Source organism: Streptomyces sp. NPDC001970 (assembly GCF_053594115.1).
Genome location: NZ_JBSFDW010000007.1, coordinates 38,026 through 59,901, shown reverse-complemented (window position 1 = coordinate 59,901; position 21,876 = coordinate 38,026). Strand labels below are relative to the sequence as shown.

17 protein-coding genes and 2 pseudogenes are annotated in these 21,876 nt (G+C 71.3%); 11 read left to right on the top strand and 8 right to left on the bottom strand.

Annotated elements, in window-relative coordinates; translation table 11 throughout:
- Nucleotides 1–25: 25 nt before the first annotated feature.
- Nucleotides 26–1,228 carry an acetyl-CoA C-acetyltransferase gene (locus ACWCP0_RS11400; protein WP_451078598.1) on the bottom strand — a complete coding sequence of 401 codons (1,203 nt, stop codon included), beginning with the start codon at nucleotides 1,226–1,228 and terminating at the stop codon, nucleotides 26–28.
- A 147-nt stretch (nucleotides 1,229–1,375) separates the two neighbouring features.
- On the opposite strand from ACWCP0_RS11400, the gene mce reads away from it, so the two are divergent.
- The 7 genes from mce (at nucleotide 1,376) to ACWCP0_RS11365 (ending at nucleotide 11,008) form a co-directional block, all read left to right on the top strand.
- Entirely contained in the window at nucleotides 1,376–1,816 is a 441-nt protein-coding gene (gene mce, locus ACWCP0_RS11395; protein ID WP_351223165.1) for a methylmalonyl-CoA epimerase, read from the top strand.
- Between the two features lie 165 nt (nucleotides 1,817–1,981).
- Nucleotides 1,982–5,923, top strand: coding sequence for a polarized growth protein Scy (gene scy, locus ACWCP0_RS11390; RefSeq protein WP_451078597.1), 3,942 nt, complete (start codon nucleotides 1,982–1,984; stop codon nucleotides 5,921–5,923).
- A gap of 114 nt (nucleotides 5,924–6,037) precedes the next feature.
- On the top strand, nucleotides 6,038–6,976 hold the full coding sequence (locus ACWCP0_RS11385) for a cellulose-binding protein (RefSeq protein WP_451078596.1): 939 nt from the start codon (nucleotides 6,038–6,040) through the stop codon (nucleotides 6,974–6,976).
- Nucleotides 6,977–7,188: 212 nt separating this feature from the next.
- Nucleotides 7,189–8,145 (top strand): ABC transporter ATP-binding protein, encoded by a 957-nt coding sequence (locus ACWCP0_RS11380; RefSeq protein WP_451078595.1) that lies wholly within the window; start codon nucleotides 7,189–7,191, stop codon nucleotides 8,143–8,145.
- Nucleotides 8,146–8,148: 3 nt separating this feature from the next.
- Entirely contained in the window at nucleotides 8,149–8,928 is a 780-nt protein-coding gene (locus tag ACWCP0_RS11375; RefSeq protein WP_451078594.1) for an ABC transporter permease, read from the top strand.
- 119 nt (nucleotides 8,929–9,047) lie between these two features.
- Nucleotides 9,048–10,184 carry an ABC transporter ATP-binding protein gene (locus ACWCP0_RS11370; protein WP_451078593.1) on the top strand — a complete coding sequence of 379 codons (1,137 nt, stop codon included), beginning with the start codon at nucleotides 9,048–9,050 and terminating at the stop codon, nucleotides 10,182–10,184.
- A complete protein-coding gene (locus ACWCP0_RS11365; protein ID WP_451078592.1) occupies nucleotides 10,181–11,008 on the top strand; it encodes an ABC transporter permease subunit in 828 nt (275 codons plus the stop codon). Before ACWCP0_RS11370 ends, ACWCP0_RS11365 begins: the two co-directional genes overlap by 4 nt.
- Nucleotides 11,009–11,054: 46 nt before the next feature.
- Here ACWCP0_RS11365 and ACWCP0_RS11360 read toward each other — a convergent pair whose 3' ends face one another.
- On the bottom strand, nucleotides 11,055–11,411 hold the full coding sequence (locus tag ACWCP0_RS11360; RefSeq protein ID WP_451078591.1) for an ATP/GTP-binding protein: 357 nt from the start codon (nucleotides 11,409–11,411) through the stop codon (nucleotides 11,055–11,057).
- Between the two features lie 217 nt (nucleotides 11,412–11,628).
- Between ACWCP0_RS11360 and ACWCP0_RS11355 the strand changes: the two genes are divergently transcribed.
- The gene (locus tag ACWCP0_RS11355) at nucleotides 11,629–12,660 is read left to right on the top strand and encodes an LLM class flavin-dependent oxidoreductase (RefSeq protein WP_451078590.1); all 1,032 of its coding nucleotides are present in this window, start codon (nucleotides 11,629–11,631) and stop codon (nucleotides 12,658–12,660) included.
- Between the two features lie 128 nt (nucleotides 12,661–12,788).
- Here ACWCP0_RS11355 and ACWCP0_RS11350 read toward each other — a convergent pair whose 3' ends face one another.
- Nucleotides 12,789–13,181 carry an SCO5389 family protein gene (locus ACWCP0_RS11350; protein WP_351223147.1) on the bottom strand — a complete coding sequence of 131 codons (393 nt, stop codon included), beginning with the start codon at nucleotides 13,179–13,181 and terminating at the stop codon, nucleotides 12,789–12,791.
- Between the two features lie 285 nt (nucleotides 13,182–13,466).
- On the opposite strand from ACWCP0_RS11350, the gene nucS reads away from it, so the two are divergent.
- Entirely contained in the window at nucleotides 13,467–14,129 is a 663-nt protein-coding gene (gene nucS, locus ACWCP0_RS11345; protein ID WP_451078589.1) for an endonuclease NucS, read from the top strand.
- A gap of 854 nt (nucleotides 14,130–14,983) precedes the next feature.
- On the opposite strand, the gene ACWCP0_RS11340 is transcribed toward nucS, so the two are convergent.
- The 4 genes from ACWCP0_RS11340 to ACWCP0_RS11325 all read right to left on the bottom strand — a co-directional run bounded on the left by ACWCP0_RS11340 (nucleotide 14,984) and on the right by ACWCP0_RS11325 (nucleotide 19,936).
- Complete coding sequence (locus ACWCP0_RS11340; RefSeq protein WP_451078588.1) at nucleotides 14,984–17,482, bottom strand: ATP-binding protein; 2,499 nt, start codon at nucleotides 17,480–17,482, stop codon at nucleotides 14,984–14,986.
- A gap of 223 nt (nucleotides 17,483–17,705) precedes the next feature.
- Nucleotides 17,706–18,029 (bottom strand): STAS domain-containing protein, encoded by a 324-nt coding sequence (locus ACWCP0_RS11335; protein ID WP_041984301.1) that lies wholly within the window; start codon nucleotides 18,027–18,029, stop codon nucleotides 17,706–17,708.
- A gap of 234 nt (nucleotides 18,030–18,263) precedes the next feature.
- Entirely contained in the window at nucleotides 18,264–19,112 is an 849-nt protein-coding gene (locus ACWCP0_RS11330; RefSeq protein WP_451078587.1) for a 3-hydroxyacyl-CoA dehydrogenase family protein, read from the bottom strand.
- 185 nt (nucleotides 19,113–19,297) lie between these two features.
- Entirely contained in the window at nucleotides 19,298–19,936 is a 639-nt protein-coding gene (locus ACWCP0_RS11325) for a TetR/AcrR family transcriptional regulator (RefSeq protein WP_451078586.1), read from the bottom strand.
- Nucleotides 19,937–20,086: 150 nt separating this feature from the next.
- Here ACWCP0_RS11325 and ACWCP0_RS11320 point away from each other — a divergent pair.
- Nucleotides 20,087–20,564: pseudogene (locus ACWCP0_RS11320) on the top strand (ABC transporter permease); the annotation flags it as partial.
- A 29-nt stretch (nucleotides 20,565–20,593) separates the two neighbouring features.
- Nucleotides 20,594–21,166, top strand: a complete 573-nt coding sequence (locus ACWCP0_RS11315; protein WP_451078585.1) for a cob(I)yrinic acid a,c-diamide adenosyltransferase — start codon at nucleotides 20,594–20,596, stop codon at nucleotides 21,164–21,166.
- A 90-nt stretch (nucleotides 21,167–21,256) separates the two neighbouring features.
- On the opposite strand, the pseudogene ACWCP0_RS11310 reads toward ACWCP0_RS11315, so the two are convergent.
- Nucleotides 21,257–21,829, bottom strand: a pseudogene (locus tag ACWCP0_RS11310) (hypothetical protein); the annotation flags it as partial.
- Nucleotides 21,830–21,876: the final 47 nt, after the last annotated feature.

Here is a 21,876-nt window from a genome sequence, read left to right as displayed (position 1 = left end):
GTGCGTGCTCCGTTCTCGACAGGACTTACTTGGCCGGTACGCGGACGATCAGCGCGTCACCCTGACCGCCGCCGCCGCACAGCGCCGCCGCGCCGATCCCGCCTCCGCGCCGCTTCAGCTCCAGCGCCAGGTGCAGGACGACCCGCGCGCCGGACATGCCGATGGGGTGCCCCAGGGCAATCGCACCACCATTGACGTTCACCTTTTCGGGGGATACCCCGAGGTCCTTCATTGACTGCACGGCAACCGCGGCGAACGCCTCGTTGATCTCGATGAGGTCGAGGTCGGAGACCTCCAGGCCCTCCTTCTTGAGGGCGTGCGCGATCGCGTTGGACGGCTGGGACTGGAGCGAGTTGTCCGGGCCCGCCACATTGCCGTGCGCGCCGATCTCTGCGATCCACTCGAGGCCGAGTTCCTCGGCCTTGGCCTTGCTCATCACGACGACCGCGGCAGCACCGTCTGAGATCTGCGACGACGTACCGGCCGTGATCGTGCCGTCCTTCGCGAAGGCCGGGCGCAGCTTGCCGAGCGACTCGACCGTCGTCTCGGCGCGGATGCCCTCGTCCTTGCTGAAGACGACCGGCTCGCCCTTGCGCTGCGGGATCTCGACCGGCGTGATCTCGGCCTCGAAGAGGCCGTTCTTCTGTGCGGCGGCGGCGCGCTGGTGCGACAGAGCGGCGATCTCGTCCTGCTCGGGCCGGGCGATGCCGAGGCGGGTGTTGTGCTTCTCGGTCGACTCGCCCATGGCGATGCCCTCGAAGGCGTCGGTGAGGCCGTCGTACGCCATCGCGTCGAGCATCTCGATCGCGCCGTACTTGAAGCCCTCACGGGACTTCGGCAGCAGGTGCGGCGCGTTCGTCATGGACTCCTGGCCGCCGGCGACGATCACGTCGAACTCACCCGCACGGATGAGCTGGTCCGCCAGGGCGATCGCGTCGAGGCCGGACAGACACACCTTGTTGACGGTCAGCGCGGGCACGCTCATGGGGATGCCGGCCTTGACCGCGGCCTGGCGGGCCGGGATCTGCCCCGCCCCGGCCTGGAGCACCTGGCCCATGATCACGTACTGCACCTGGTCACCGCCGATCCCGGCGCGGTCCAGCGCGGCCTTGATCGCGAAGCCGCCCAGGTCGGCCCCCGAGAAGGACTTCAGCGAGCCGAGCAGCCGCCCCATGGGGGTACGGGCACCGGCAACGATCACGGAGGTGGTGCTGTTCGTTCCAGACATGAGAGGGGATCCCCTTCCAGCACGGCGGCTGAGGAGTGAACGAGGGTTTACTTGAACTGTACTGAGCGGTTCGTGTCCGGGTCATCGGGCAGCCGGTGTGATGGCGCGCACGTTGCGTAACCATCGCCCGGGCGCTGCACTGGAGCCATGCTGACGCGAATCGACCACATCGGGATCGCCTGCTTCGACCTCGACACGACTGTCGAGTTCTACCGGGCCACGTACGGCTTCGAGGTGTTCCACACCGAGGTCAACGAGGAGCAGGGCGTCCGCGAGGCCATGCTCAAGATCAATGAGACCTCGGACGGCGGCGCCTCGTACCTCCAGCTCCTGGAGCCCACCCGCGAGGACTCCGCGGTCGGGAAGTGGCTGGCCAAGAACGGTGAGGGTGTGCACCACATCGCCTTCGGCACGGCCGACGTCGACGGCGACGCGCAGTCCGTCCGCGACAAGGGCGTACGGGTCCTCTACGACGAGCCGCGCATCGGTTCTATGGGCTCGCGGATCACGTTCCTGCACCCCAAGGACTGCCACGGTGTGCTCACGGAACTCGTCACGTCCGCCGACCCGTCCTCGGCGGAGCACTGACCTCCGGATTCCTGGCCCGGTAGAGTGGGCGGCTCCGGGCCGGGGCCGGAACGGGGTCGCGCCACGTCCTCGACTGTGATCTGACACCATTCCCCGGGGGGCCGTTCCCGGCGAACGGTGCTCGACTGTAGAGACTTGCGACCAGGGGACGGATGGGACCGCGCAGTGCGGGGCTACGAACGCCAGGAGAGCCACCGAGCTGACGACGACCACCTCTCGCGGTTCGAAGCCGAGATGGACCGGCTGAAGACCGAGCGGGAGAAGGCCGTCCAGCACGCCGAGGACCTCGGATACCAGGTCGAGGTGTTGCGCGCCAAGCTGCACGAGGCGCGCCGCGCTCTCGCGTCCCGTCCCGCGTACGACAGCGCCGACATCGGCTACCAGGCCGAGCAGATGCTGCGTAACGCCCAGATCCAGGCCGACCAGCTCCGCTCGGACGCCGAGCGGGAGTTGCGCGAGGCCCGGGCGCAGACGCAGCGCATCCTCCAGGAGCACGCCGAGCACCAGGCCCGCCTCCAGGCCGAGCTGCACGCCGAGGCCAACCAGCGCCGCCAGCGACTCGACCAGGAACTCGCCGAGCGCCGCCAGACCGTCGAGGCGCACGTCAACGAGAACGTGGCCTGGGCCGAGCAGCTGCGGGCCCGCACCGAGTCCCAGGCCCGCCGGCTCCTCGACGAGTCGCGCGCCGAGGCCGAGCAGGCGCTGGCCGCCGCACGCGCCGAGGCCACCCGCGTCGCCGAGGAGACCCGGGGGCGGCTCGGCTCCGAGGCCGAGTCGGCCCGCGGCGAAGCCGAAGCGATCCTGCTGCGCGCCCGCAAGGACGCCGAGCGGCTGCTGAACGCCGCGTCGACGCAGGCCCACGAGGCCACCACCCACGCCGAGCAGCTGCGCTCCACGACCAGCGCCGAGTCCGACCAGGCCCGCCAGCAGGCGTCGGAACTCAGCCGCGCCGCCGAGCAGCGGCTCCATGAGGCCGAGGAGAAGCTGCGCGAGGCCCGCGCGGAGGCCGAGAAGGTCGTCACCGAGGCCAAGGACGCCGCGCACAAGACGCTCACGGCCGCCGAGTCTGCCAACGAGCAGCGCACCCGCACCGCCAGGTCGGAGATCGCCCGGCTGGTCGGCGAGGCCACGAAGGAGTCGGAGTCCCTCAAGGCCGAGGCCGAGCAGGCGCTCGCGGACGCCCGCGCCGAGGCGGAGAAGGTCCTCGCGGAAGCCGCCGAGAAGGCCCGCACGATCGCCGCCGAGGACTCCGCGGCGCAGCTCGCGAAGGCCGCCCGCACCGCCGAGGAGGTCCTCAACAAGGCGTCCGAGGAGGCCAAGGCCACCACGCGCAAGGCCACCGAGGAGGCCGAGCGGATCCGCCACGAGGCCGAGACCGAGGCGGACCGGCTGCGCGCCCAGGCCCATGACACGGCCGAGGAGCTCAAGGGCGCTGCGAAGGACGACACCAAGGAGTACCGGGCCAAGACGGTCGAACTGCAGGAGGAGGCGCGCCGGCTGCGCGGCGAGGCCGAGCAGCTGCGCTCCGAGGCCGTCGCCGAGGGCGAGCGGATCCGCAGCGAGGCGCGCCGCGAGGCCGTCCAGCAGATCGAGGAGGCGGCCGGGACCGCCGAGGAGCTGCTGACCAAGGCGAAGGCCGACGCGGACGACGTCCGTTCAGGGGCCACCGCGGACAGCGAGCGGGTCCGTACGGAGGCGATCGAGCGGGCGACGACGCTGCGCCGGCAGGCCGAGGAGACGCTGGAGCGCACGCGCGCCGAGGCGGACCGGCTGCGCGCCGAGGCCGAGGAGCAGGCCGATCACACCCGTGCCGAGGCGGAGTCCGCGGCACGTGAGACGCGCGAGGAAGCGGCGCGCGCCGCCGTCGCCCGCCGCCGGGAGGCCGACGAGGAGCTGACCCGGCTGCACACGGAGGCGGAGACCCGGCTCGTCTCCGCCGAGCAGGCGCTGTCCGAGGCCCGCACGGAGAGCGAGCGGCTCCGGAGGGAGACCGCGGAGGAGACCGAGCGGCTGCGCAGCGAGGCCGCCGAGCGGATCCGTACGCTCCAGGCGCAGGCCGAGCAGGAGGCCCAGCGGCTGCGCGACGAGGCGGCCGCGGACTCTTCGGCCTCGCGCGCCGAGGGCGAAGCCGTCGCCGTACGGCTGGAGACCGAGGCCGCCGCCGAGGCGGAGCGGCTGAGGACCGAGGCGCAGGAGAGCGCGGACCGGGTCCGCGGCGAGGCCGCGGCCGCCGCCGAGCGCGTCGGCCAGGAGGCCACGGAGGCGCTGGCCGCCGCGCAGGAGGAGGCGAACCGGCGTCGCCGCGAGGCCGAGGAGATCCTCACCGCTGCTCGTACGGAGGCGGACCAGGAGCGCGAGCGGGCCCGCGAGCAGAGCGAGGAACTGCTGGCCTCCGCCCGCAAGCGGGTCGAGGAGGCGCAGGCCGAGGCGCAGCGCCTGGTCGAGGAGGCGGACCGGCGGGCCACCGAGATGGTGTCGGCCGCCGAGCAGACCGCCCAGCAGGTGCGCGACTCCGTGTCGGGGCTCCAGGAGCAGGCCGAGCAGGAGATCACCGGGCTGCGCAGCGCCGCCGAGCACGCCGCGGAGCGTACGCGGACCGAGGCGCAGGAGGAGGCGGACCGGGTCCGCGCCGACGCCTACGCGGAGCGGGAGCGCGCCACCGAGGACGCGAACCGGATCCGGGCCCGCGCCGACGAGGAGTCGGAGGCCGCCAAGTCGCTGGCCGAGCGGACCATGAACGAGGCCATCGAGGAGTCCGATCGGCTGCGTTCGGACACCGCGGAGTACGTCCAGCGGATGCGTACGGAGGCGTCGGACGCGGTCGCCTCCGCGGAGCAGGACGCGGCGCGGAGCCGTGCGGAGGCCCGCGAGGACGCCAACCGCATCCGCTCCGAAGCAGCGGCGCAGGCGGACCGGCTCACGACCGAGGCGGCGGAGCTGCTGTCGGAGACCGAGCAGGACGCGGCGCGGCTGCGCACCGAGGCCGAGCAGGTCAAGATGGACGGCGAGGCGGAGGCCGAGGGCCTGCGTGCGGCCGCCCGCTCGGACGCCGAGCAGATGCTGGACGAGGCCCGGCAGGCCGCCGACAAGCGCCGTGCCGACGCGGCCGAGCAGGCCGACCAGCTCATCGCGGAGGGGACCGCCGAGGCCGAGCGGATCCGTGCCGAGGCGGCCGAGACCGTCGGCTCCGCCCAGCAGGCCGCGGAGCGCATCCGGGCCGAGGCGGAGCGGGTGCGCGCCGATGCCGAGAGCGCGGCGGAGCAGATGCGCGCCGAGGCCCGGGACGAGGCGGACCGTACGCTCGACGCGGCCCGTGGGGACGCGGCGAAGCGGCGTGCGGACGCCGCCGAGCAGGCGGACCAGCTCATGGCCAAGGCCCAGGAGGAGGCGCTGCGTGCCACCACCGAGGCCGAGGAGCAGGCCGACACGATGGTGGGCGCAGCCCGCAAGGAGGCCGAGCGGCTGGTCGCCGAGGCGACCGTCGAGGGCAACTCCCTGGTGGAGAAGGCCCGCACGGACGCCGACGAACTGCTGGTGGGGGCGCGCAGCGACGCGACCGCCATCCGGGAGCGCGCGGAGGAGCTGCAGGCCCGTGTCGAGAGCGAGGTCGAGGAGCTGCACGAGCGGGCCCGTCGGGAGTCCGCCGAGCAGATGAAGGCCGCGGGCGAACGCTGCGACCAGCTGATCAAGGCCGCGAACGAGCAGCAGGCCGAGGCCGAGGCGAAGGCGAAGGAGCTCGTCTCCGACGCCAATTCCGAGGCCGGCAAGGTGCGGATCGCCGCGGTGAAGAAGGCCGAGGCGCTCCTCAAGGAGGCCGAGCAGAAGAAGGCCGAGCTGACCCGCGCCGCCGAGCAGGTGAAGGCGGAGGCGGACCGCGAGGCCGACCGCATGATCGCGGACGGCAAGCGGGAACTCGATGTGCTCGTGCGCAGGCGCGAGGACATCCAGGCGGAGATCTCCCGTGTCCAGGACGTGCTGGAGGCGTTGGAGTCGTTCGAGGCGCCGACCGGCAAGGGCGGAGCCGGGGGCGGCTCCGGCGCGGGCGGGGTCAAGGCGGGTGCGGCAGCGGGGGTTACACGTTCGAGTAGCAAGCCTTCCGAGGGCTAGCCACTCAAAAGGCTGGACATTCTCCATATCAAACGGGCATCCGCTCGATGACACGCCGCCTCGGCGCCTAGGATTCCCTCTAACACCTCACCGGTCTCATTCGACAGGAACCCCATGAGCGACACTTCCTCCCCCTTCGGCTTCGAGCTCGTGCGGCGTGGGTACGACCGCGGTCAGGTGGATGACCGCATTACCAAACTCGTCGCCGATCGTGACAGTGCTCTTGCACGGATCAACTCTCTGGAAAAGCGCATCGAGGAGCTCCATCTCGAGACGCAGAATGCCCAGGCCCAGGTCAACGACGCGGAGCCGTCGTACGCCGGACTCGGTGCACGCGTCGAGAAGATCCTCCGCCTCGCCGAGGAGGAGGCGAAGGACCTGCGCGAGGAGGCCCGTCGCGCCGCCGAGCAGCACCGCGAGCTCGCCGAGTCGGCGGCCCAACAGGTGCGCAACGATGCGGAGGCGTTCGCTTCCGAGCGCAAGCAGAAGGCCGAGGACGACGGCGTCCGGATCGTCGAGAAGGCCCAGAGCGAGGCGAACTCCCTGCGCGCCGACGCGCAGAAGGACGCCCAGTCGAAGCGCGAGGAGGCGGACGCGCTCTTCGAGGAGACCCGCGCGAAGGCCGCGCAGGCGGCGGCCGACTTCGAGACGAACCTGGCCAAGCGCCGCGAGCAGTCCGAGCGTGACCTGGCGTCGCGTCAGGCGAAGGCCGAGAAGCGCCTGGCGGAGATCGAGCACCGCGCGGAGCAGCTGCGCCTGGAGGCGGAGAAGCTGCGTACGGACGCGGAGCGCCGCGCGCGCCAGACGGTGGAGACCGCGCAGCGTCAGGCCGAGGACATCGTCGCGGACGCGAACGCGAAGGCGGACCGGATCCGCTCGGAATCCGAGCGCGAGCTGGCGGCGCTGACGAACCGTCGCGACTCGATCAACGCGCAGCTGACCAACGTCCGCGAGATGCTCGCGACGCTGACGGGTGCCGCGGTCGCCGCCGCGGGTACGCCCGCGGACGACGAGCCGATCTCGCGGGGCGTGCCGGCCCAGCAGACCCGCTAGTCGCCTTCCCGCGCAGGCGGTACGCGTCGCCCGTGCCCGGTGCCTTCACGGCGCCGGGCACGGGCGTTTGCGTTCGCGGGTGCCTGCGGCTGCCGTTGCCCGTGCGTGCCCGTCGTACGGACCTGTCGGCACAACCAGCGGTATCCGCCGTCATCAGCACCTGGTAACCAAAAGCGGTGGCGGCGGACACCCCCCGCCCGTAGCGTGAACGCATGATCGAGCTCGAGGGTCTCACCAAGCGCTTCGGCGCCAAGGTCGCGGTCGACCACCTCTCGTTCCAGGTGCGCCCCGGCGTCGTGACCGGCTTTCTCGGGCCCAACGGCGCGGGCAAGTCGACGACCATGCGGATGATGCTTGACCTGGACAATCCCACCAGCGGCACGGTCCGGATCGACGGCAAGCACTACCGGGACCTCGAGGAACCGCTCAAGTACATCGGCGCGCTGCTGGACGCCAAGGCGATGCACGGCGGGCGCAGTGCGTACAACAACCTGCTGTGCCTCGCGCAGGCGAACCGGATTCCGCAGCGGCGGGTCGCCGAGGTCCTCGATCTCGTCGGACTGACGCCGGTCGCGAAGAAGAAGTCCAAGAGTTTCTCGCTCGGCATGGGGCAGCGGCTGGGAATCGCTTCCGCGCTGCTCGGAGATCCTCAGGTGCTGCTCTTCGACGAGCCGGTCAACGGTCTCGACCCCGAGGGAATTCACTGGATCCGCAATCTGATGAAACTGCTCGCGTCCGAGGGGCGGACGATCTTCGTCTCCTCGCATCTGATGAGTGAAATGGCCCTCACCGCCGAGCACTTGATCGTGATCGGCCAGGGCAAGCTCCTCGCGGATACGTCGATGGCCGATTTCATCCACCAGAACTCCCGCAGTTATGTGCGGCTCCGCTCCCCGCAGCAGGAGCGGCTGCGCGATGTCCTCCACAAGGAGGGTCTGACCGCCGTCGAGTCGGGCAACGGCACGCTGGAGATCGACGGCGCCACCACCGAGCAGATCGGTGAGCTGGCCGCCGAGCACCGCGTCGTGCTGCATGAACTGAGCGCCCAGCGAGCCTCGCTGGAGGAGGCCTTCATGCAGATGACGGCGGGCGCGGTCGAATACCACGCGCACTCCACCGACACCGGAACGACCGCCCCGCAGTGGGCCCCGCGCAACAAGGGAGCCTGACCCATGGCATCGGTACCCGCCGTCCTCCAGTCCGAGTGGACCAAGATCCGTACGGTCTCCTCCACCACCTGGACCCTCGTGAGCGCGTTCGTCGTGACGGTCGCCCTGAGCGCGGGGCTCTGCGCACTGATGTCCGCGACCTTCGACGATCTGCCGGAACCGGAGCGGGCCACCTTCGACCCGACGCTGATCAGCTTCTCCGGCATGGTGCTGGGCCAGCTCGCGATGGTCGTCTTCGGCGTGCTCGTGGTCGGCACGGAGTACAGCTCCGGAATGATCCGTACGTCGCTGGCGGCCGTACCGCAGCGCGCCACGTTCCTCTTCAGCAAGATCGCGGTCGCCGGACTGCTGGCGCTGGTGGTGGGGATGGCGACGAGCTTCCTCTCCTTCTTCCTCGGACAGGCGCTGCTCGGCGATTACGGCACGACCATCGGCGAGGAGAACGTCCTGCGCGCCGTGATCGGCGCCGGGCTCTACATGGGCCTGATCGCCATCTTCTCGATGGGCGTCGCGGCGATGCTGCGCAGCTCGATGCTGTCGCTCGGCATCCTGATGCCGTTCTTCTTCCTGGTCTCCCAGATCCTGTCGGCCGTGCCCTACGCGAAGGACGTTGCCCGGTACTTCCCGGACCAGGCCGGCGCGAAGATCATGCAGGTGGTCCCGGACGCCATGAACAGCGACCCGGCGCCGTACGGCCCGTGGGGTGGCCTCGGCATCATGCTGATCTGGGTGGCTGTGGCGCTGCTCGGCGGTTACGCGGTCATCAAGAAGCGGGACGCATGACGCATTCGCACGTCTTGGCCGGAACCGTCAAGGGCTGGATATCCTCCTAACTCTTACGGGGGCGTGCGGTCCTGTTCGGTCCGTGCCCCGACGACCTGACCTGTCGATGGGGCTGGAGAATGATCGAGGCAGTCGGCCTGACGAAGCGCTACGGCGCCAAGACGGCCGTGGACAACCTTTCCTTCCATGTGCGGCCCGGTGCCGTCACCGGCTTCCTCGGACCCAACGGCTCCGGCAAGTCGACGACCATGCGTATGATCCTCGGCCTCGACCAGCCGACTTCCGGACATGTCACGGTCGGCGGTCACCCGTTCCGGCAGCTGCCGAACGCACCCCGGCAGGTGGGCGCGCTGCTGGACGCCAAGGCCGTGCACGGCGGGCGGAGCGCGCGGAACCACCTGCTGTCGCTCGCGCAGCTCTCCGGCATCCCGGCCCGCCGGGTGGACGAGGTGCTCGGTGTCGTGGGGCTGCAGGACGTCGCGAAGCGCCGTTCCAGCGGCTTCTCGCTGGGCATGGGGCAGCGGCTCGGCATCGCCGCCGCGCTGCTCGGTGACCCGAAGGTGCTGCTCTTCGACGAGCCGGTCAACGGTCTCGACCCCGAGGGCATCCTGTGGGTGCGCAATCTGATGAAGTCGCTGGCGGCCGAGGGCCGTACGGTCTTCGTGTCCTCGCATCTGATGAGCGAGATGGCGCTCACCGCGGACCATCTGATCGTGATCGGGCGGGGCCGGCTGCTCGCCGACATGAGCGTCAAGGATTTCATCGCGGCCAACTCGGCCGGCTTCGCCCGGGTGCGTACGCCGCAGCCCGAGCCCCAGCAGCGGGAGAAGCTCACGGCCGTCCTCACCGAGGCGGGCGGGCAGGTCATGCCGGAGCAGGACGGGGCACTGCGGGTGACCGGTCTCGCGCTGCCCCGGATCAGTGATCTGGCGCATGAGGCCGATGTCCGGCTCTGGGAGCTGTCGCCGCACCAGGCCTCGCTCGAGGAGGCGTACATGCGGATGACGCAGGGCGCCGTGGACTACCGCTCGACGGACGACCGGAAGTCCGGGCTGATGCAGGAGCCGCCGGTGGGGTACGCCCCGCCGCTGCAGCCTGTCGTCATCCCCGACGTGCCGCAGCAGGGCTGGTACGCCCCGCCACCGCCCGCGCAGCCCTACTCGGCCGGGCCCGTGGCGCCCACGGTCCGGTCCGCACCCGCAGCGCCCACACCCGCGCCCGCAGACGACCCGAACGAGCCCGAGGACGCCCGATGACCGCCCCCACCTCCTACGAGCAGCCGGACGCCGCCTACGCCTCGCCCATCCCGGTGCGCAGGGCCCACCTCGGTGACGCCCTCGCCTCCGAGTGGACCAAGATCCGTTCCGTGCGCTCCACGATGTGGACGCTCGGCGTCATGATCGTGCTCATGGTCGGTATCGGTTCGGCCATCGCCGCGATCGTCGCGGCCTCCGGTGTCGGCACACAGGGCGAGTCGGCTCTCACCCTCGGCTTCTTCGGTGTGCTCCTCGGATCGATCTGTGTCATCACCCTCGGCGTGCTGACGATCGCTTCCGAGTACGGCACGGGCATGATCCGTACGACGCTGACGGCGTGCCCGAGCCGCGCCAGGGTCCTGACCGCCAAGGCGATCGTCTTCTTCGTGCTGGTCTTCACGATCACCACGGTGACCGCCACGCTCGTCGCCGCCCTCCAGACGGCACTCGTGGACGCCTCTCCCGCGTCGGGCTCGGACTGGCTGCGCGCGACCGTCGGTGTCGGCCTGTTCCTCGCCCTGCTCGGGCTGCTGGCCCTCGCCGTCGGGGCGATGATCCGTCACTCGGCCGGCGCGATCACGATCATGATCGGGCTGATGCTGCTGCCGCTGGTGGCCGCCATGTTCATGTTCTCCGAGTCGCTGGCAGGGCTCCAGGAGGCCCTGCTGGAGTACTCGATCCCGAGCGAGATCATCGCCCTCTACGGCGAATCAGCGACGGGCACGAGCGGCCCTTCGGGCTGGGAGCCGCTGCTGATCATGCTCGGGGTGACGGCGGTCGCGATGGGCGGCGCGTACCTCACGCTCCACCAGCGCGATGTCTGAGCGACGTCCGGCGCTGTCCGAGCGGCGCCTGAGCGACTGATCCGGCTCAGTACCTGGGCGCGTTACGGGACCGCTGCACCCGCGAGGTGCGGCGGTCCTTCGCGCTCCAGCACGCCTTGTGCCAGTGGCGCCGGTCGTCGACGCCGCCGTGCTCCGGCCAGGCCACCACATGCGGCATACCGGACGCGATCTCCTGGTCGCAGCCCGGGCAGCGGTAGCGCTTGCCGACGGAGCTCGCCCCGGCGACATGGCGTACCGCCCAGTCCTCGCCCTGCCAGCTTTCGGTCCGCTGCACGCCTCCGTAGCGGTCGCCCGCCCCCAGAGCTTCGCCTGGGAGGGACCCCCCGCTCGCGCGGTCGGTCGGCTTCTCGCCGCCACGGGGGCGGTTGCGGCGCGGGGACACGTGACACCTCACGGGGCGGCGGACCGGACAGATTCCCCTCAAGCCTACGGGCCTCGGTCGTGGGTAGGCGTCCCGCACCGGGCGGTACTCCGGCACCCATAGGGGCCAGTTACCGGAAAATCGCAACAACTTCATGCGCGGCCGTGCCTTTGGCACGTGTCAGACGTTGTTGCCTGTGTGGGGGAGTGCCGCGTCGGCCGCAAGGAGGCAGAAGACGATGCGCGTTGGAGCTTTTGTACTGGCGGCCCAGTTCCCGGGCCAGGGCCAGGGGGAGGCGCTGCACCGGGCGGTGCGGTCCGCCGAGGCCGCGGAGGCGGCCGGCCTCGACTCGGTCTGGCTGGCCGAGCACCACTTCGTACCGTACGGGGTGTGCCCGTCGGCCGTGACCCTTGCCGCTCTTCTGCTCGGCCGCACCGAGCGGATCCGGGTGGGCACAGCGGTGAGCGTCCTGCCGACCGCCCATCCCGTGGCACTCGGCGAGCAGGCGGCGCTGCTGCACGTCACCTCCGGAGGGAGGTTCTCCCTCGGGGTGGGCCGTGGCGGGCCATGGGTCGATCTGGAGGTCTTCGGCTCCGGGCTCGAGGCGTACGAGAAGGGGTTCCCCGAATCGCTGGACCTGCTGCTGAGGTGGCTGCGCGAACCCCGGGTGTCGGCCGAGGGTGAACGATTCGGATTCCGTGAAGTCGCCGTCGTACCAAGGGCGGGCGAGCTGCTCGACGGAGGTGCCGAGGGCCCGGAGGTCATCGTGGCCTGCACCTCCCCCACGAGCGTCCGGCTCGCCGGCGAGCGTGGGCTGCCGATGCTCCTCGGTATGCACTGCGGCGACGAGGACAAGGCGGAGATGGTCGCGCTGTGGCGCAGGCACGCGCTCGACGCGGGCCACCCGCCGGACCTCGTCGCGGGTGCCGGGCATGTGTCGGCCGGTGTGGCCCAGATCGCCGACGGCCGCGCGGAGGCCGAGGAGACCCTGGTCAAGGCGATGCCGGGGTGGCTGAAGATGGGCCTCGACGCCCATGTCACGGTCGACGGACGCCTGCGCTCGATGCGCGACCCCGTGGCGTACACGGAGCTGCTGTGCGGGCTGCATCCGGTGGGCCCCCCGCGGCTGGCGGCCGACCGGCTCGCGGCGACCTCGGAGCGTACGGGCATCACGCGCTTCGCGCTGCTCGTCGAGGGCTCCGGCGATCTGGCCGCGACGGAGGAGAATGTCCGGCGGCTGGGCGCCGAGGTGCTGCCGCAGCTGTGCTGAGCGTGCGGGCCGCACGTCTCGTACGGCCCGCACTCCCCGCGCCGGCCCGTCGTTCCGGCGAACGCTGCCGCCCCGGCATCCGTGCTCACGTGGATGGTTCCGGTGATGCGGAGCGGCAGCAAAAGACATCAGCAGTCGCGCAGTTCGGGCGACTGATTGAGCAGCTGGGCCCGTACGGAGGTGAAGCGGGCGAGCCGCTCGTCCACCGAGGGGTCCAGCGGGAACACCGCGACGCGGTGGCAGTTCTGGAATGCGAGCCGTACACCGAAGTGCCGCTGCAGGGCCCCCCGGATGGCGTCACTCGCGAGCGCGCGCAACAGCTGACCACGTGCCTGCTCGTCCGGCGGCGGCGTCTGGTTGTCGGCGAAGTCCCCGCCGTCCACCTTCAGCTGAGCCACCAGAGAACTGATCATCTCCCATGCGTAGGGCAGGGAGGTCCGGACGCAGTCGACGAATTCAGCTTCGTCGACCTCGCCTCGCTCGGCCTGTTCCAACAGCGCCGGTGAGACGTCGAGCGACATGGGTTCTCCTCTCGCGACCCCGGGGAGCCGGGGTCTTACGGGCAGGGAAGGAGGACGGCGGCGCATGACTGAGCAGCGTCGATCACGACGACGCAGAGTGCACGGCCGACAACCTCCTGCTTCCACGTTAGGCGTGCTGTCTGGTCGGCACCAGGAGAATGGGAACACAACCGGCCAATAACGATTGCGGACAAGAGGGGCGACCCGAAGAGTCTCGGCCAAGGTCGGTCGCGTACGAAGGCGCGAATCGCGCGGACCCCGGTCCGTCGAGTAGCGTTGCGGACCATGCGTCTCGTCATCGCCCGCTGTTCCGTGGACTACGCGGGCCGGCTCACCGCCCACCTGCCCTCCGCCCCCCGGCTGATCCTCGTCAAGGCCGACGGCAGCGTTTCCATCCACGCCGACGACCGGGCGTACAAACCACTGAACTGGATGTCCCCTCCCTGCACGCTGAAGGAGGGGGACGACAACGTCTGGACCGTGGTGAACAAGGCGGGCGAGAAACTGATCATCACGATGGAGGAAGTCCTCCACGACTCGTCCCACGAACTGGGCGTCGACCCGGGTCTCATCAAGGACGGCGTGGAAGCGCACCTCCAGGAGCTCCTGGCGGACCGGATCGAGACACTCGGCAACGGCTACAGCCTGATCCGCCGCGAATACCCCACGGCGATCGGCCCGGTGGACATCCTGTGCCGCGACGCCGACGGTGCGACGGTGGCGGTCGAGATCAAGCGGCGCGGTGAGATCGACGGTGTCGAGCAGCTCACGCGCTACCTGGAGCTGCTGAACCGGGATCCTCATCTCGCCCCGGTCCGCGGTGTCTTCGCCGCGCAGGAGATCAAGCCTCAGGCCCGGGTGCTGGCGACGGACCGCGGCATCGGCTGCGTGGTCCTGGACTACGAGGCCCTCCGCGGCATCGAGGACGACAAGCTGCGCCTGTTCTGACGGGGTACCCCCGTCGGGCCCGGGGGCGCACTGCCGGACCCGGACCTCGGCGGGCCCTCCGTGACAGGCGGACCGGTGGTCCCGGGGAACCCATCACCCAGTGCGCCTGCGGCTTCCGGCGGGTTCAGCCGGGGGTGCATGCGCTGTCTGCGGGCCGGTGGGTGGCCCTGTCGCCTCCGAGGGTGCGTGCCCGTCCGGGGGCCGATGGGCGGTCTGTGCCCACCCTCTTCCACAGCCCTTCGGGCACGAGAGGTACCCCACCTCCCCAGAACTTCGCCCTGAGGGACTCCTGGAGGTACCTCCCGGACGAAGCTCCGGGGACGGCTGCCGACGAACCAGGGGTCCGGCCCGCGCGGGGCAATGCTCCCGCAGCCCTCACGGGGCTGGGAGCAGCCCTCGTGAACCACTCGTCCGCCCCGGTGGGTACGGGGCGGCGGAGCCCTCATGGCCCCCGCCCCGGCGAGGGCCGAGACCATCAGGCCGCGAACCGCTGCCCGCCCCGGGGGTTCCGGGGCAGAGCCCTCGCACAGCCTCCGGGGCGGCCACGGATGTCAGCCCGGTAGCCGCTCCCCACCCGAGGGGCGGGGCGGGGTCCCCGCTCATCCGCCCCCGGGCCCCCGGTTCGGGGGATGGGGCCGGGTAGCGGACAACCGCCCGTCAGGCCGGCGAGCCGCTCGTGGTCGTGCCGCCCGACGTCGTGCCGCCGCCCGCGCCGTCCGACGTGCCGCCCGTCGTCGTACCGCCGTCGGTGATCGTTCGCCGTCGCTGCCGCGGACGACGTGGTACCGCCTGTCATCGTGGGCTACGCGCTCGTGCCGACGGCCGGGGATGGCCTCCATGCCCCCTTCCTCAGGTCATATGACCGTCGGGGACGAAGAGCTGCTGCCGGAGTCGGACGGGCCCGTGGAGCCAGGAGCACTGCTGCTCAACGGCTCACTCGACGTCGGCGCCGGTCCGCTCGCCGATGTCGAACTCCCGGGCGAGGTCGACGTCGGCGGCGGGGAACTCGGGGGCGTGCTGGGCGGTGTCGAGGGTGGCGTGCTCGGGGGCGTTGTCGACAAGGTGGGACTCGGGCCGGTCGGCGACGGCGACGAACCGGGAGTCGACGGCCTGTCGGGCACAGTCGGGCGTCCGCCCGGCGTCGAGGAGCCGGCCGTCGGCCGACTGCCCGTGGCCGGATCGCCGGGCGGGTCGACCTCGCCGGACTCCGGCTGCTGCGAGCTGCCGGGCGTCCCAGGGCTGACCGGGGTCGCATCGCCGCCCGGGCGACGCGTGGAGTCCTCGGTGGGCTCGTCGGCGTTGAGGCCGTCCCCGCCGTCGTCCTCGTTCGCCGATTGCTCGTTCGTCACCCGGTCCGCGGGGTCTTCGGGGTTGGACGTCGCGCCCAGGGTCACCACCGTGCCCAGGACCGCGGCCAGCAGCGCTCCCGCGCCGGCGGCGACCATGTTGCGGCGTGCACCCGTCAGGATCGTGCGGCGGACGTTCGCGATCAGCGACGCCGGGGTGGTGTCGCGACGGGTGACGAGGGGCTCCTCCTGCGGGACCACCGCCGGGACGCCACCGGGCGGGGACGCCGACTCCTCGTGGCGCGCGGCCGGCACCTCCTCGCCCGCGGGTGAGTGCCCGCCGGCTGCGAGGCCTCCCGCGCGGTCGGAGACGAGCGCAAGGGCCCGCCGCCCGGCGACCGTTCCGCGCTTGTCGGCGAGCGCGCCGCGCAGCGCGATGGAGGCCTCCAGCTCCGCGCGCGCCCGGTCCAGATTCCCCGAACACAGCGCGAGTACGCCGAGCTCGTGGTGGAAGTACGCCTCCTCGGCGACCTCGCCCGCGACGCGGGCCACCTCCTGCCCGCTCCGCAGGACCCGCTCCCAGGCGGCCCAGTGCAGCCCCGCCGCGAACGCGGGCGCCGCGCTGCGTGCGAGCAGCACAGCGGCGCTCGGGTGCCCCGCCTCGCGCCCCGGCGTGATCGCGGCCAGCGAGGCGAGAACGGTATCCGCCTCGGCCGAGGCCCGCTGCGGCGAGACCGAGGGGTGGCCGGCCCACCAGGCGTAGTGCTGGGCGGCGGTGTGGGCGCGGTCGAGCGCGGCCTCGCCGTATCCTGCGGCCTCCAGCTGCGCGGCGACGCCCGCCGCGAGCCGGTAGCGGGAGCCGACGGGCGTGAGCAGCCCACAGCTCGTCAGCTCACCGAGCGCGGCATCGGCATGGGTGTCGCCGACGAGCGCCGGCAGATGGGCCTGGTGCGGCACTTCGCCACCGAGCGCGACGGCGAACCGGAGGGTCTCGCGCGCCGACTCGCTGAGCCGGGACGCGAGGAGCGCCGCAGGCGCCGCCCCCTCCCCCAGCGTCGGCAGCGGGGCGTCGTGGCTGTCGGCGAAGACGTTCTCGCCGTCCTCGTCCTCGTCCCTCTCCGTGTCCGGTACGCGCAGCGCGTCGCGCTGCCGCAGCAGCGCTCCCGCCTGCACGAAGCGCAGCGGCAGTCCCTCCGACTCGAACCAGAGGTCGCCGGCCCAGTTCGCCTCGTCGTCCGTGAGCGGCCGCTCCACGGCCCGCTCCAGCAGTTGGAGCGCGGCGCTGCGGCTCAGCCCCTTGAGGAACACCTCTTCGAGATGGGAGTCCGGCGACGGCGCGCTGGCATCGGGCGCCGCGGCGAGCAGGAAGGCGCATTCGGGCGTCGCGCCGAGCAGCTCGTCGAGCGCGCTGCCGCCGAATTCGAGGTCGTCGACCACGACGACGGCGCCGATCTCACGGACCAGTTCGAGCAGCCGGGCCCGGTCGGGTCGGTGCTGCGGCGCGCTGTGCACGGCGGCGAAGAGCTCGTACAGCAGCTCGGTGGGCGTGCGGTGGTAGCCGGAGAGGCGTACGACGCCGTCGGGTGCGAGGTTCGCACAGTCGGCGGAAACGATGTCAAGAAGGGTGGTACGGCCGGAACCTGCGGGCCCGGTCAGCCGGACCGAGCGGCCACGCCCGAGCAGCCGTACGAGCCGCTCACGCTCCTCGTCGCGCTCCAGGATCGGCAGCGGAGGTGCTGCGGGCCCTGGCGGCACCGGCGGCTGGGCGGCGCGCCGCAGCTCGTCGCGCTCCCTGGCGTTGTGCCGGGCGGGCGCGGTGGGCTGCTGTCCCGGCGGGCAGGGCTCTATCTCGCTGCCGTCGACGGGGTTGACGGTGAGCAGGAGGTCGCCGGAGACGAGACGGGCAGTGCGCGCGAGCGCGGGTGTCTTCTGGGCGAACTCGGGAGTCACCGCGTCGCGCGGCGGGCGCTGCGGGCCGGCGCCGGCGCGGTCGTGCTCCCGTTCGGCGTCGTCGAAGCGGTCGTTGTCGTGGCCGTTTTCTTCCGGCCCCCGGTTCATCGGGTCCATAGGTCAAAGCCCCCCAGATGGCGTCTCGTGCGGAAGCCCCTCCCGGCCGGTCTGCACGCTCCGCTGTCGCTTCTGGTCCGGTGCCCGCCGCAATGGGTACGTGAATCGGCAGGCGACCGCACCCTAGACCGTCGCCGAGTATCCAGGAACAGCCGGGGTGCCGGGCCGCCCAGGACGTCACAATCTCGTGAGGATTGTGCGTCCCTGGCGGAGTGTGGGCCGATCAGACCCGCGGCAGGGACTCTGCGGCGATTCCGCCCTCGATGGCCAGGATCCGGTGCAGTCGGGTGGCCACCAGAAGGCGCTGCATCTGCGGCGGCACGCCGCGCAGGACGAGTCGTCGGCCGCAGCGGCCCGCCCGTCGGTGGGCGCCCATGATGACGCCGAGTCCGGTGGCGTCCCAGGAGTCGAGGTCGGTCAGGTCGAGCACCAGGTCGCCGACTCCGTCGTCGACGGCCGAGTGCAGGACGGTGCGGGCGTCCGCCGCGCTGCGTACGTCGAGGCGGCCCCCGACGACCAGCTCGGCGTGGTCGCCCCTGATGTGCATATGCGCTCCCTGAGAGTGCTTTTGTCCGTCAGGTCTGTCTACAGCTTCCGTCTGCCGTCCGCTGTCCGCGTCAGCCGTCCGCCGTGTTCGTGCGGTCTCTTTGTGCAACAACTGACTGCCGTACGGGCGGAGAAGTTGCCGCCCGTAAGCGAACCGATACCGAATTCACCCTGTGGGGTGATGGTGCGCAGACCCGTGCGGTCGACACGGGTCCACGTGTGGTCAATGGCGCGGTCAGTGCTTGTAGAAGCCCTGCCCGCTCTTGCGCCCGATGTCACCGGCGTCAACCATCCGGCGCATCAGCTCCGGCGGGGCGAACTTCTCGTCCTGCGACTCGGTGTAGATGTTGCTGGTGGCGTGCAGCAGGATGTCGACGCCGGTCAGATCGGCGGTGGCCAGCGGGCCCATGGCGTGGCCGAAGCCGAGCTTGCAGGCGATGTCGATGTCCTCGGCGGTCGCGACGCCCGATTCGTACAGCTTGGCGGCCTCGACGACGAGCGCCGAGATGAGGCGCGTGGTGACGAAGCCGGCGACGTCGCGGTTGACGACGATGCAGGTCTTGCCGACGGACTCGGCGAACTCGCGGGTGAGGGCGAGGGTTTCGTCGCTGGTCTTGTAGCCGCGGACGAGCTCGCAGAGCTGCATCATCGGGACGGGCGAGAAGAAGTGGGCGCCGACGACACGCTCCGGACGCTCCGTCACGGCCGCGATCTTCGTGATCGGGATGGCGGAGGTGTTGGAGGCGAGAACCGCCTCGTCCCGTACGAGCTTGTCGAGCGCCCGGAAGATCTCGTGCTTGACCTCGAGCTTCTCGAAGACGGCCTCGACGACGATGTCCGCGTCGGCGACCGCGTCGAGGTCGGTGGTGGTGGTGATGCGCGCCAACGCCGCCTCGGCGTCGGCGGCTTCGAGCTTGCCCTTGGCGACGAACTTGTCGTACGACGCCTTGATCCCGTCGGTGCCGCGCGTCAGGGCCGCGTCGGTGACATCACGCAGGACGACGTCCCAGCCCGCCTGGGCGGAGACCTGCGCGATGCCGGACCCCATGAGTCCGGCCCCGATGACGGCGAGCTTCCCGGCCACTGCTGCACCCCTTAACACACGTTTACCTATCGGATCTCTGCCGGAGGTTAGCGTCCGTGAGCGGCCGTGTGGCGGTGAAGAGATGCGCGTCACGCCCGGCGATCACCCGACCACCGCCCCTCAACGAGGCTCTTCAGGCCGCAGCGCCCGTCTTCCATGACGGACATCACACCGCCTGCGGGCCGTCAGGTGAGCCGTACCGCGTAGCCGAGTACACGTTCGCTGAGCAGATCCTCCATCTCGTCGATGAGACCGAGGACCTCGCGGGAGACCTCTGCGGGCCGGCGGCCGGCCATCATCTCCCGGCCGATGGCGCCCATGACCGTCTCGTACACCCAGTCGATCTGTCCCGCCATCAGAAACGGCATCGGGTCGTCGGGGGCGGTCCCGGTCTCCTCGCGCAGGGCCTGCGCGAGCTTGGTGACCGTCTCCCGCTGGAAGGTCAGCACCCGGGACTGGAGGGACGGAGCGTTGTGGATGACACGGAGGAATCGGTCGCACCCGTCCATCAGTCCGACCGATGGCGAGACCGCCTCCACCTCGCTGCGCAACTCGCGCAGCACGGCCGCGGCCGCCGACTCGCCCGCGTCCCGCGCGCGAACCCAGCGTGCGAGCGGCTCGACGAGCCCGGGTTCGCGATCGAAGACGAGGTCCTCCTTGGCCGGGAAGTAGTTGTAGACGGTGTTGACGGAGACGTCCGCGGCCTGCGCGATCTCCGCGATCGTCACCGCGTCGAAGCCGCGCTCCATGAACAGGCCCGTGGCCACATCCGAGATGTGCTGCCTGGTCTGGCGTTTCTTCCGCTCCCTGAGTCCCTCGGCCATGCGTTCATCGTAGCCCTCGATGGAGATCCTTGATTTTTGATGTCGTTGCAACATTTCATTCGCTCTGTTTTTCTTGGAGCACGGCAGTCCTCACGACCTCCGGCCTGGCCCGGACGTTCACCACGAAGAGCGGACCCGTCGAAGCGGTCACTCCTGGGCCGGGTGCTGCGCGACGCCGCGGTCCTGCTCCTCCAGCCCGTGCTGCTGGTGCTGGCCGCGCTGGCGATGGGGCTGCGGGCGCCGGCTCGGCGGCATCCTCGTCGGCTTCGCCTTCCTCGCGGTAATAACGGTCGCTCTCGCGTCGCTGTCGTACGCGCTGGCGATGAAGGTCTCCACGCCGCACGAGTTCGGGCCGGTCGTCAATGCCGTGACCCTGCCGTCGATGCTGCTGTCCGCGCTGATGCTGCCTATGGCGCTGGCACCCGGCCGGCTGGACGCCCTGTCGCACGTCATGCCGTTCCGCTATCCGGCGGACGCGGTGCGGGACGCGGTGCGGGACGCGTACGTGGGTGCGTACGTGGGTGCGTACGCGGCGGGGTCCATGCTGTACGGCGTGCTCGTCGCGGTGGGCTTCGCGGCGCTCGGGGTGGCGGTCGGCACACGGGTCCTCCGGACCGCGGGCGCGTGATCGGGCGGCCGCGTAACTAGGCTGGCCGCATGGTCAATCTGACGCGCATCTACACGCGCACCGGCGACAAGGGCACGACGGCACTCGGCGACATGAGCCGCACGGCCAAGACCGATCTGCGCATCTCGGCGTACGCCGACGCCAACGAGGCCAACGCGGTCATCGGCACGGCCGTCGCCCTCGGGCAGCTGCCGGAGGAGGTCGTGAAGGTCCTCGTCCGGGTCCAGAACGACCTCTTCGACGTCGGCGCCGACCTGTCGACGCCGGTCGTGCCGGATCCGAAGTACCCGCCGCTGCGGGTGGAGCAGTCGTACATCGACAAGCTGGAGGCGGACTGCGACCGCTTCCTCGAGGACCTGGACAAGCTCCGCTCCTTCATCCTGCCCGGAGGTACGCCTGGTGCGGCTCTGCTGCACCAGGCGTGCACGGTGGTGAGGCGGGCGGAGCGCTCGACATGGGCGGCGCTGGAGGTGCACGGCGAGACGATGAACCCGCTGACGGCGACGTACCTCAACCGGCTATCCGATCTGCTGTTCATTCTGGCGAGGACGGCGAACAAGGAGGTCGGGGACGTCCTCTGGGTCCCCGGTGGGGAGCGCTGAGACGGTCCCGACCGCGCCCCTGCCGGGGGCCCGGGGGTCGCCCCCGGAAGGTGCGGCATCCTGGCGAGGACGGCGCACCAAGAGGTCGGGGACGTCCTCCGGGTTCCCGGCGGGGAGCGCCGACGGCTCCGGGGAGCCCTTCTTCGGCCAGATCGCGTAGCTGAGCGCGATCAGGCCGTGGATGCCCGCCGCCCGCCAGGCGACGTGCATCCAGCTCTCCAGCGGGCCGGTCCTGGACGCGTCGCCCACGTACCGGATCGCGATCAGGAGAAGCACGGAGGCGACGGCCGCGGCGACCACCGTCCCCAGCCACACCCTGCCCTCGTGCCGGGCGCGGGCCATGCCGTGGCGCGGTGGCTTCACCGGCGGCGGGCCGCCGCCGAAGCGGTGTGCGGCGTGGCCGTCGAGCCACTTGACGGTGCGATGGCCGTGGCCGACGGTGTAGCCGATGTAGAGCGCGGCGAGGCCGTGCTTCCAGCTCGGCTCGCCGCCGTTCTTGAGGTCGAGGGCGGTGACGACCAGCAGCAGGACCTCGAGCAGTGGCTCGCAGAGCAGCAGCGCGAGGCCCGCCCGCGGCATTTTCAGCAGATAGCGCACGGCCAGCCCGGCGGCCAGCAGCACCCAGAAGCCGATCTCACAGATCACGATCAGCGCGACGATCACGGCGACGCTCCCTTCCTTGCTTCCAGGCTCCCGGTCGCACCGCCGGG

What these genes read in the sequence shown, in the direction of transcription:
- mce (WP_351223165.1), top strand. Translation starts at nt 1,376, where the DNA reads ATGCTGACGCGAATCGACCACATCGGGATCGCCTGCTTCGACCTCGAC.
- ACWCP0_RS11375 (WP_451078594.1), top strand. Translation starts at nt 8,149, where the DNA reads ATGGCATCGGTACCCGCCGTCCTCCAGTCCGAGTGGACCAAGATCCGT.
- ACWCP0_RS11315 (WP_451078585.1), top strand. Translation starts at nt 20,594, where the DNA reads ATGGTCAATCTGACGCGCATCTACACGCGCACCGGCGACAAGGGCACG.
- ACWCP0_RS11355 (WP_451078590.1), top strand. Translation starts at nt 11,629, where the DNA reads ATGCGCGTTGGAGCTTTTGTACTGGCGGCCCAGTTCCCGGGCCAGGGC.
- ACWCP0_RS11380 (WP_451078595.1), top strand. Translation starts at nt 7,189, where the DNA reads ATGATCGAGCTCGAGGGTCTCACCAAGCGCTTCGGCGCCAAGGTCGCG.
- nucS (WP_451078589.1), top strand. Translation starts at nt 13,467, where the DNA reads ATGCGTCTCGTCATCGCCCGCTGTTCCGTGGACTACGCGGGCCGGCTC.
- ACWCP0_RS11365 (WP_451078592.1), top strand. Translation starts at nt 10,181, where the DNA reads ATGACCGCCCCCACCTCCTACGAGCAGCCGGACGCCGCCTACGCCTCG.
- ACWCP0_RS11325 (WP_451078586.1), bottom strand. Translation starts at nt 19,936, where the DNA reads ATGGCCGAGGGACTCAGGGAGCGGAAGAAACGCCAGACCAGGCAGCAC.
- ACWCP0_RS11385 (WP_451078596.1), top strand. Translation starts at nt 6,038, where the DNA reads ATGAGCGACACTTCCTCCCCCTTCGGCTTCGAGCTCGTGCGGCGTGGG.
- ACWCP0_RS11400 (WP_451078598.1), bottom strand. Translation starts at nt 1,228, where the DNA reads ATGTCTGGAACGAACAGCACCACCTCCGTGATCGTTGCCGGTGCCCGT.
- ACWCP0_RS11350 (WP_351223147.1), bottom strand. Translation starts at nt 13,181, where the DNA reads ATGTCGCTCGACGTCTCACCGGCGCTGTTGGAACAGGCCGAGCGAGGC.
- ACWCP0_RS11370 (WP_451078593.1), top strand. Translation starts at nt 9,048, where the DNA reads ATGATCGAGGCAGTCGGCCTGACGAAGCGCTACGGCGCCAAGACGGCC.
- ACWCP0_RS11340 (WP_451078588.1), bottom strand. Translation starts at nt 17,482, where the DNA reads ATGGACCCGATGAACCGGGGGCCGGAAGAAAACGGCCACGACAACGAC.
- ACWCP0_RS11335 (WP_041984301.1), bottom strand. Translation starts at nt 18,029, where the DNA reads ATGCACATCAGGGGCGACCACGCCGAGCTGGTCGTCGGGGGCCGCCTC.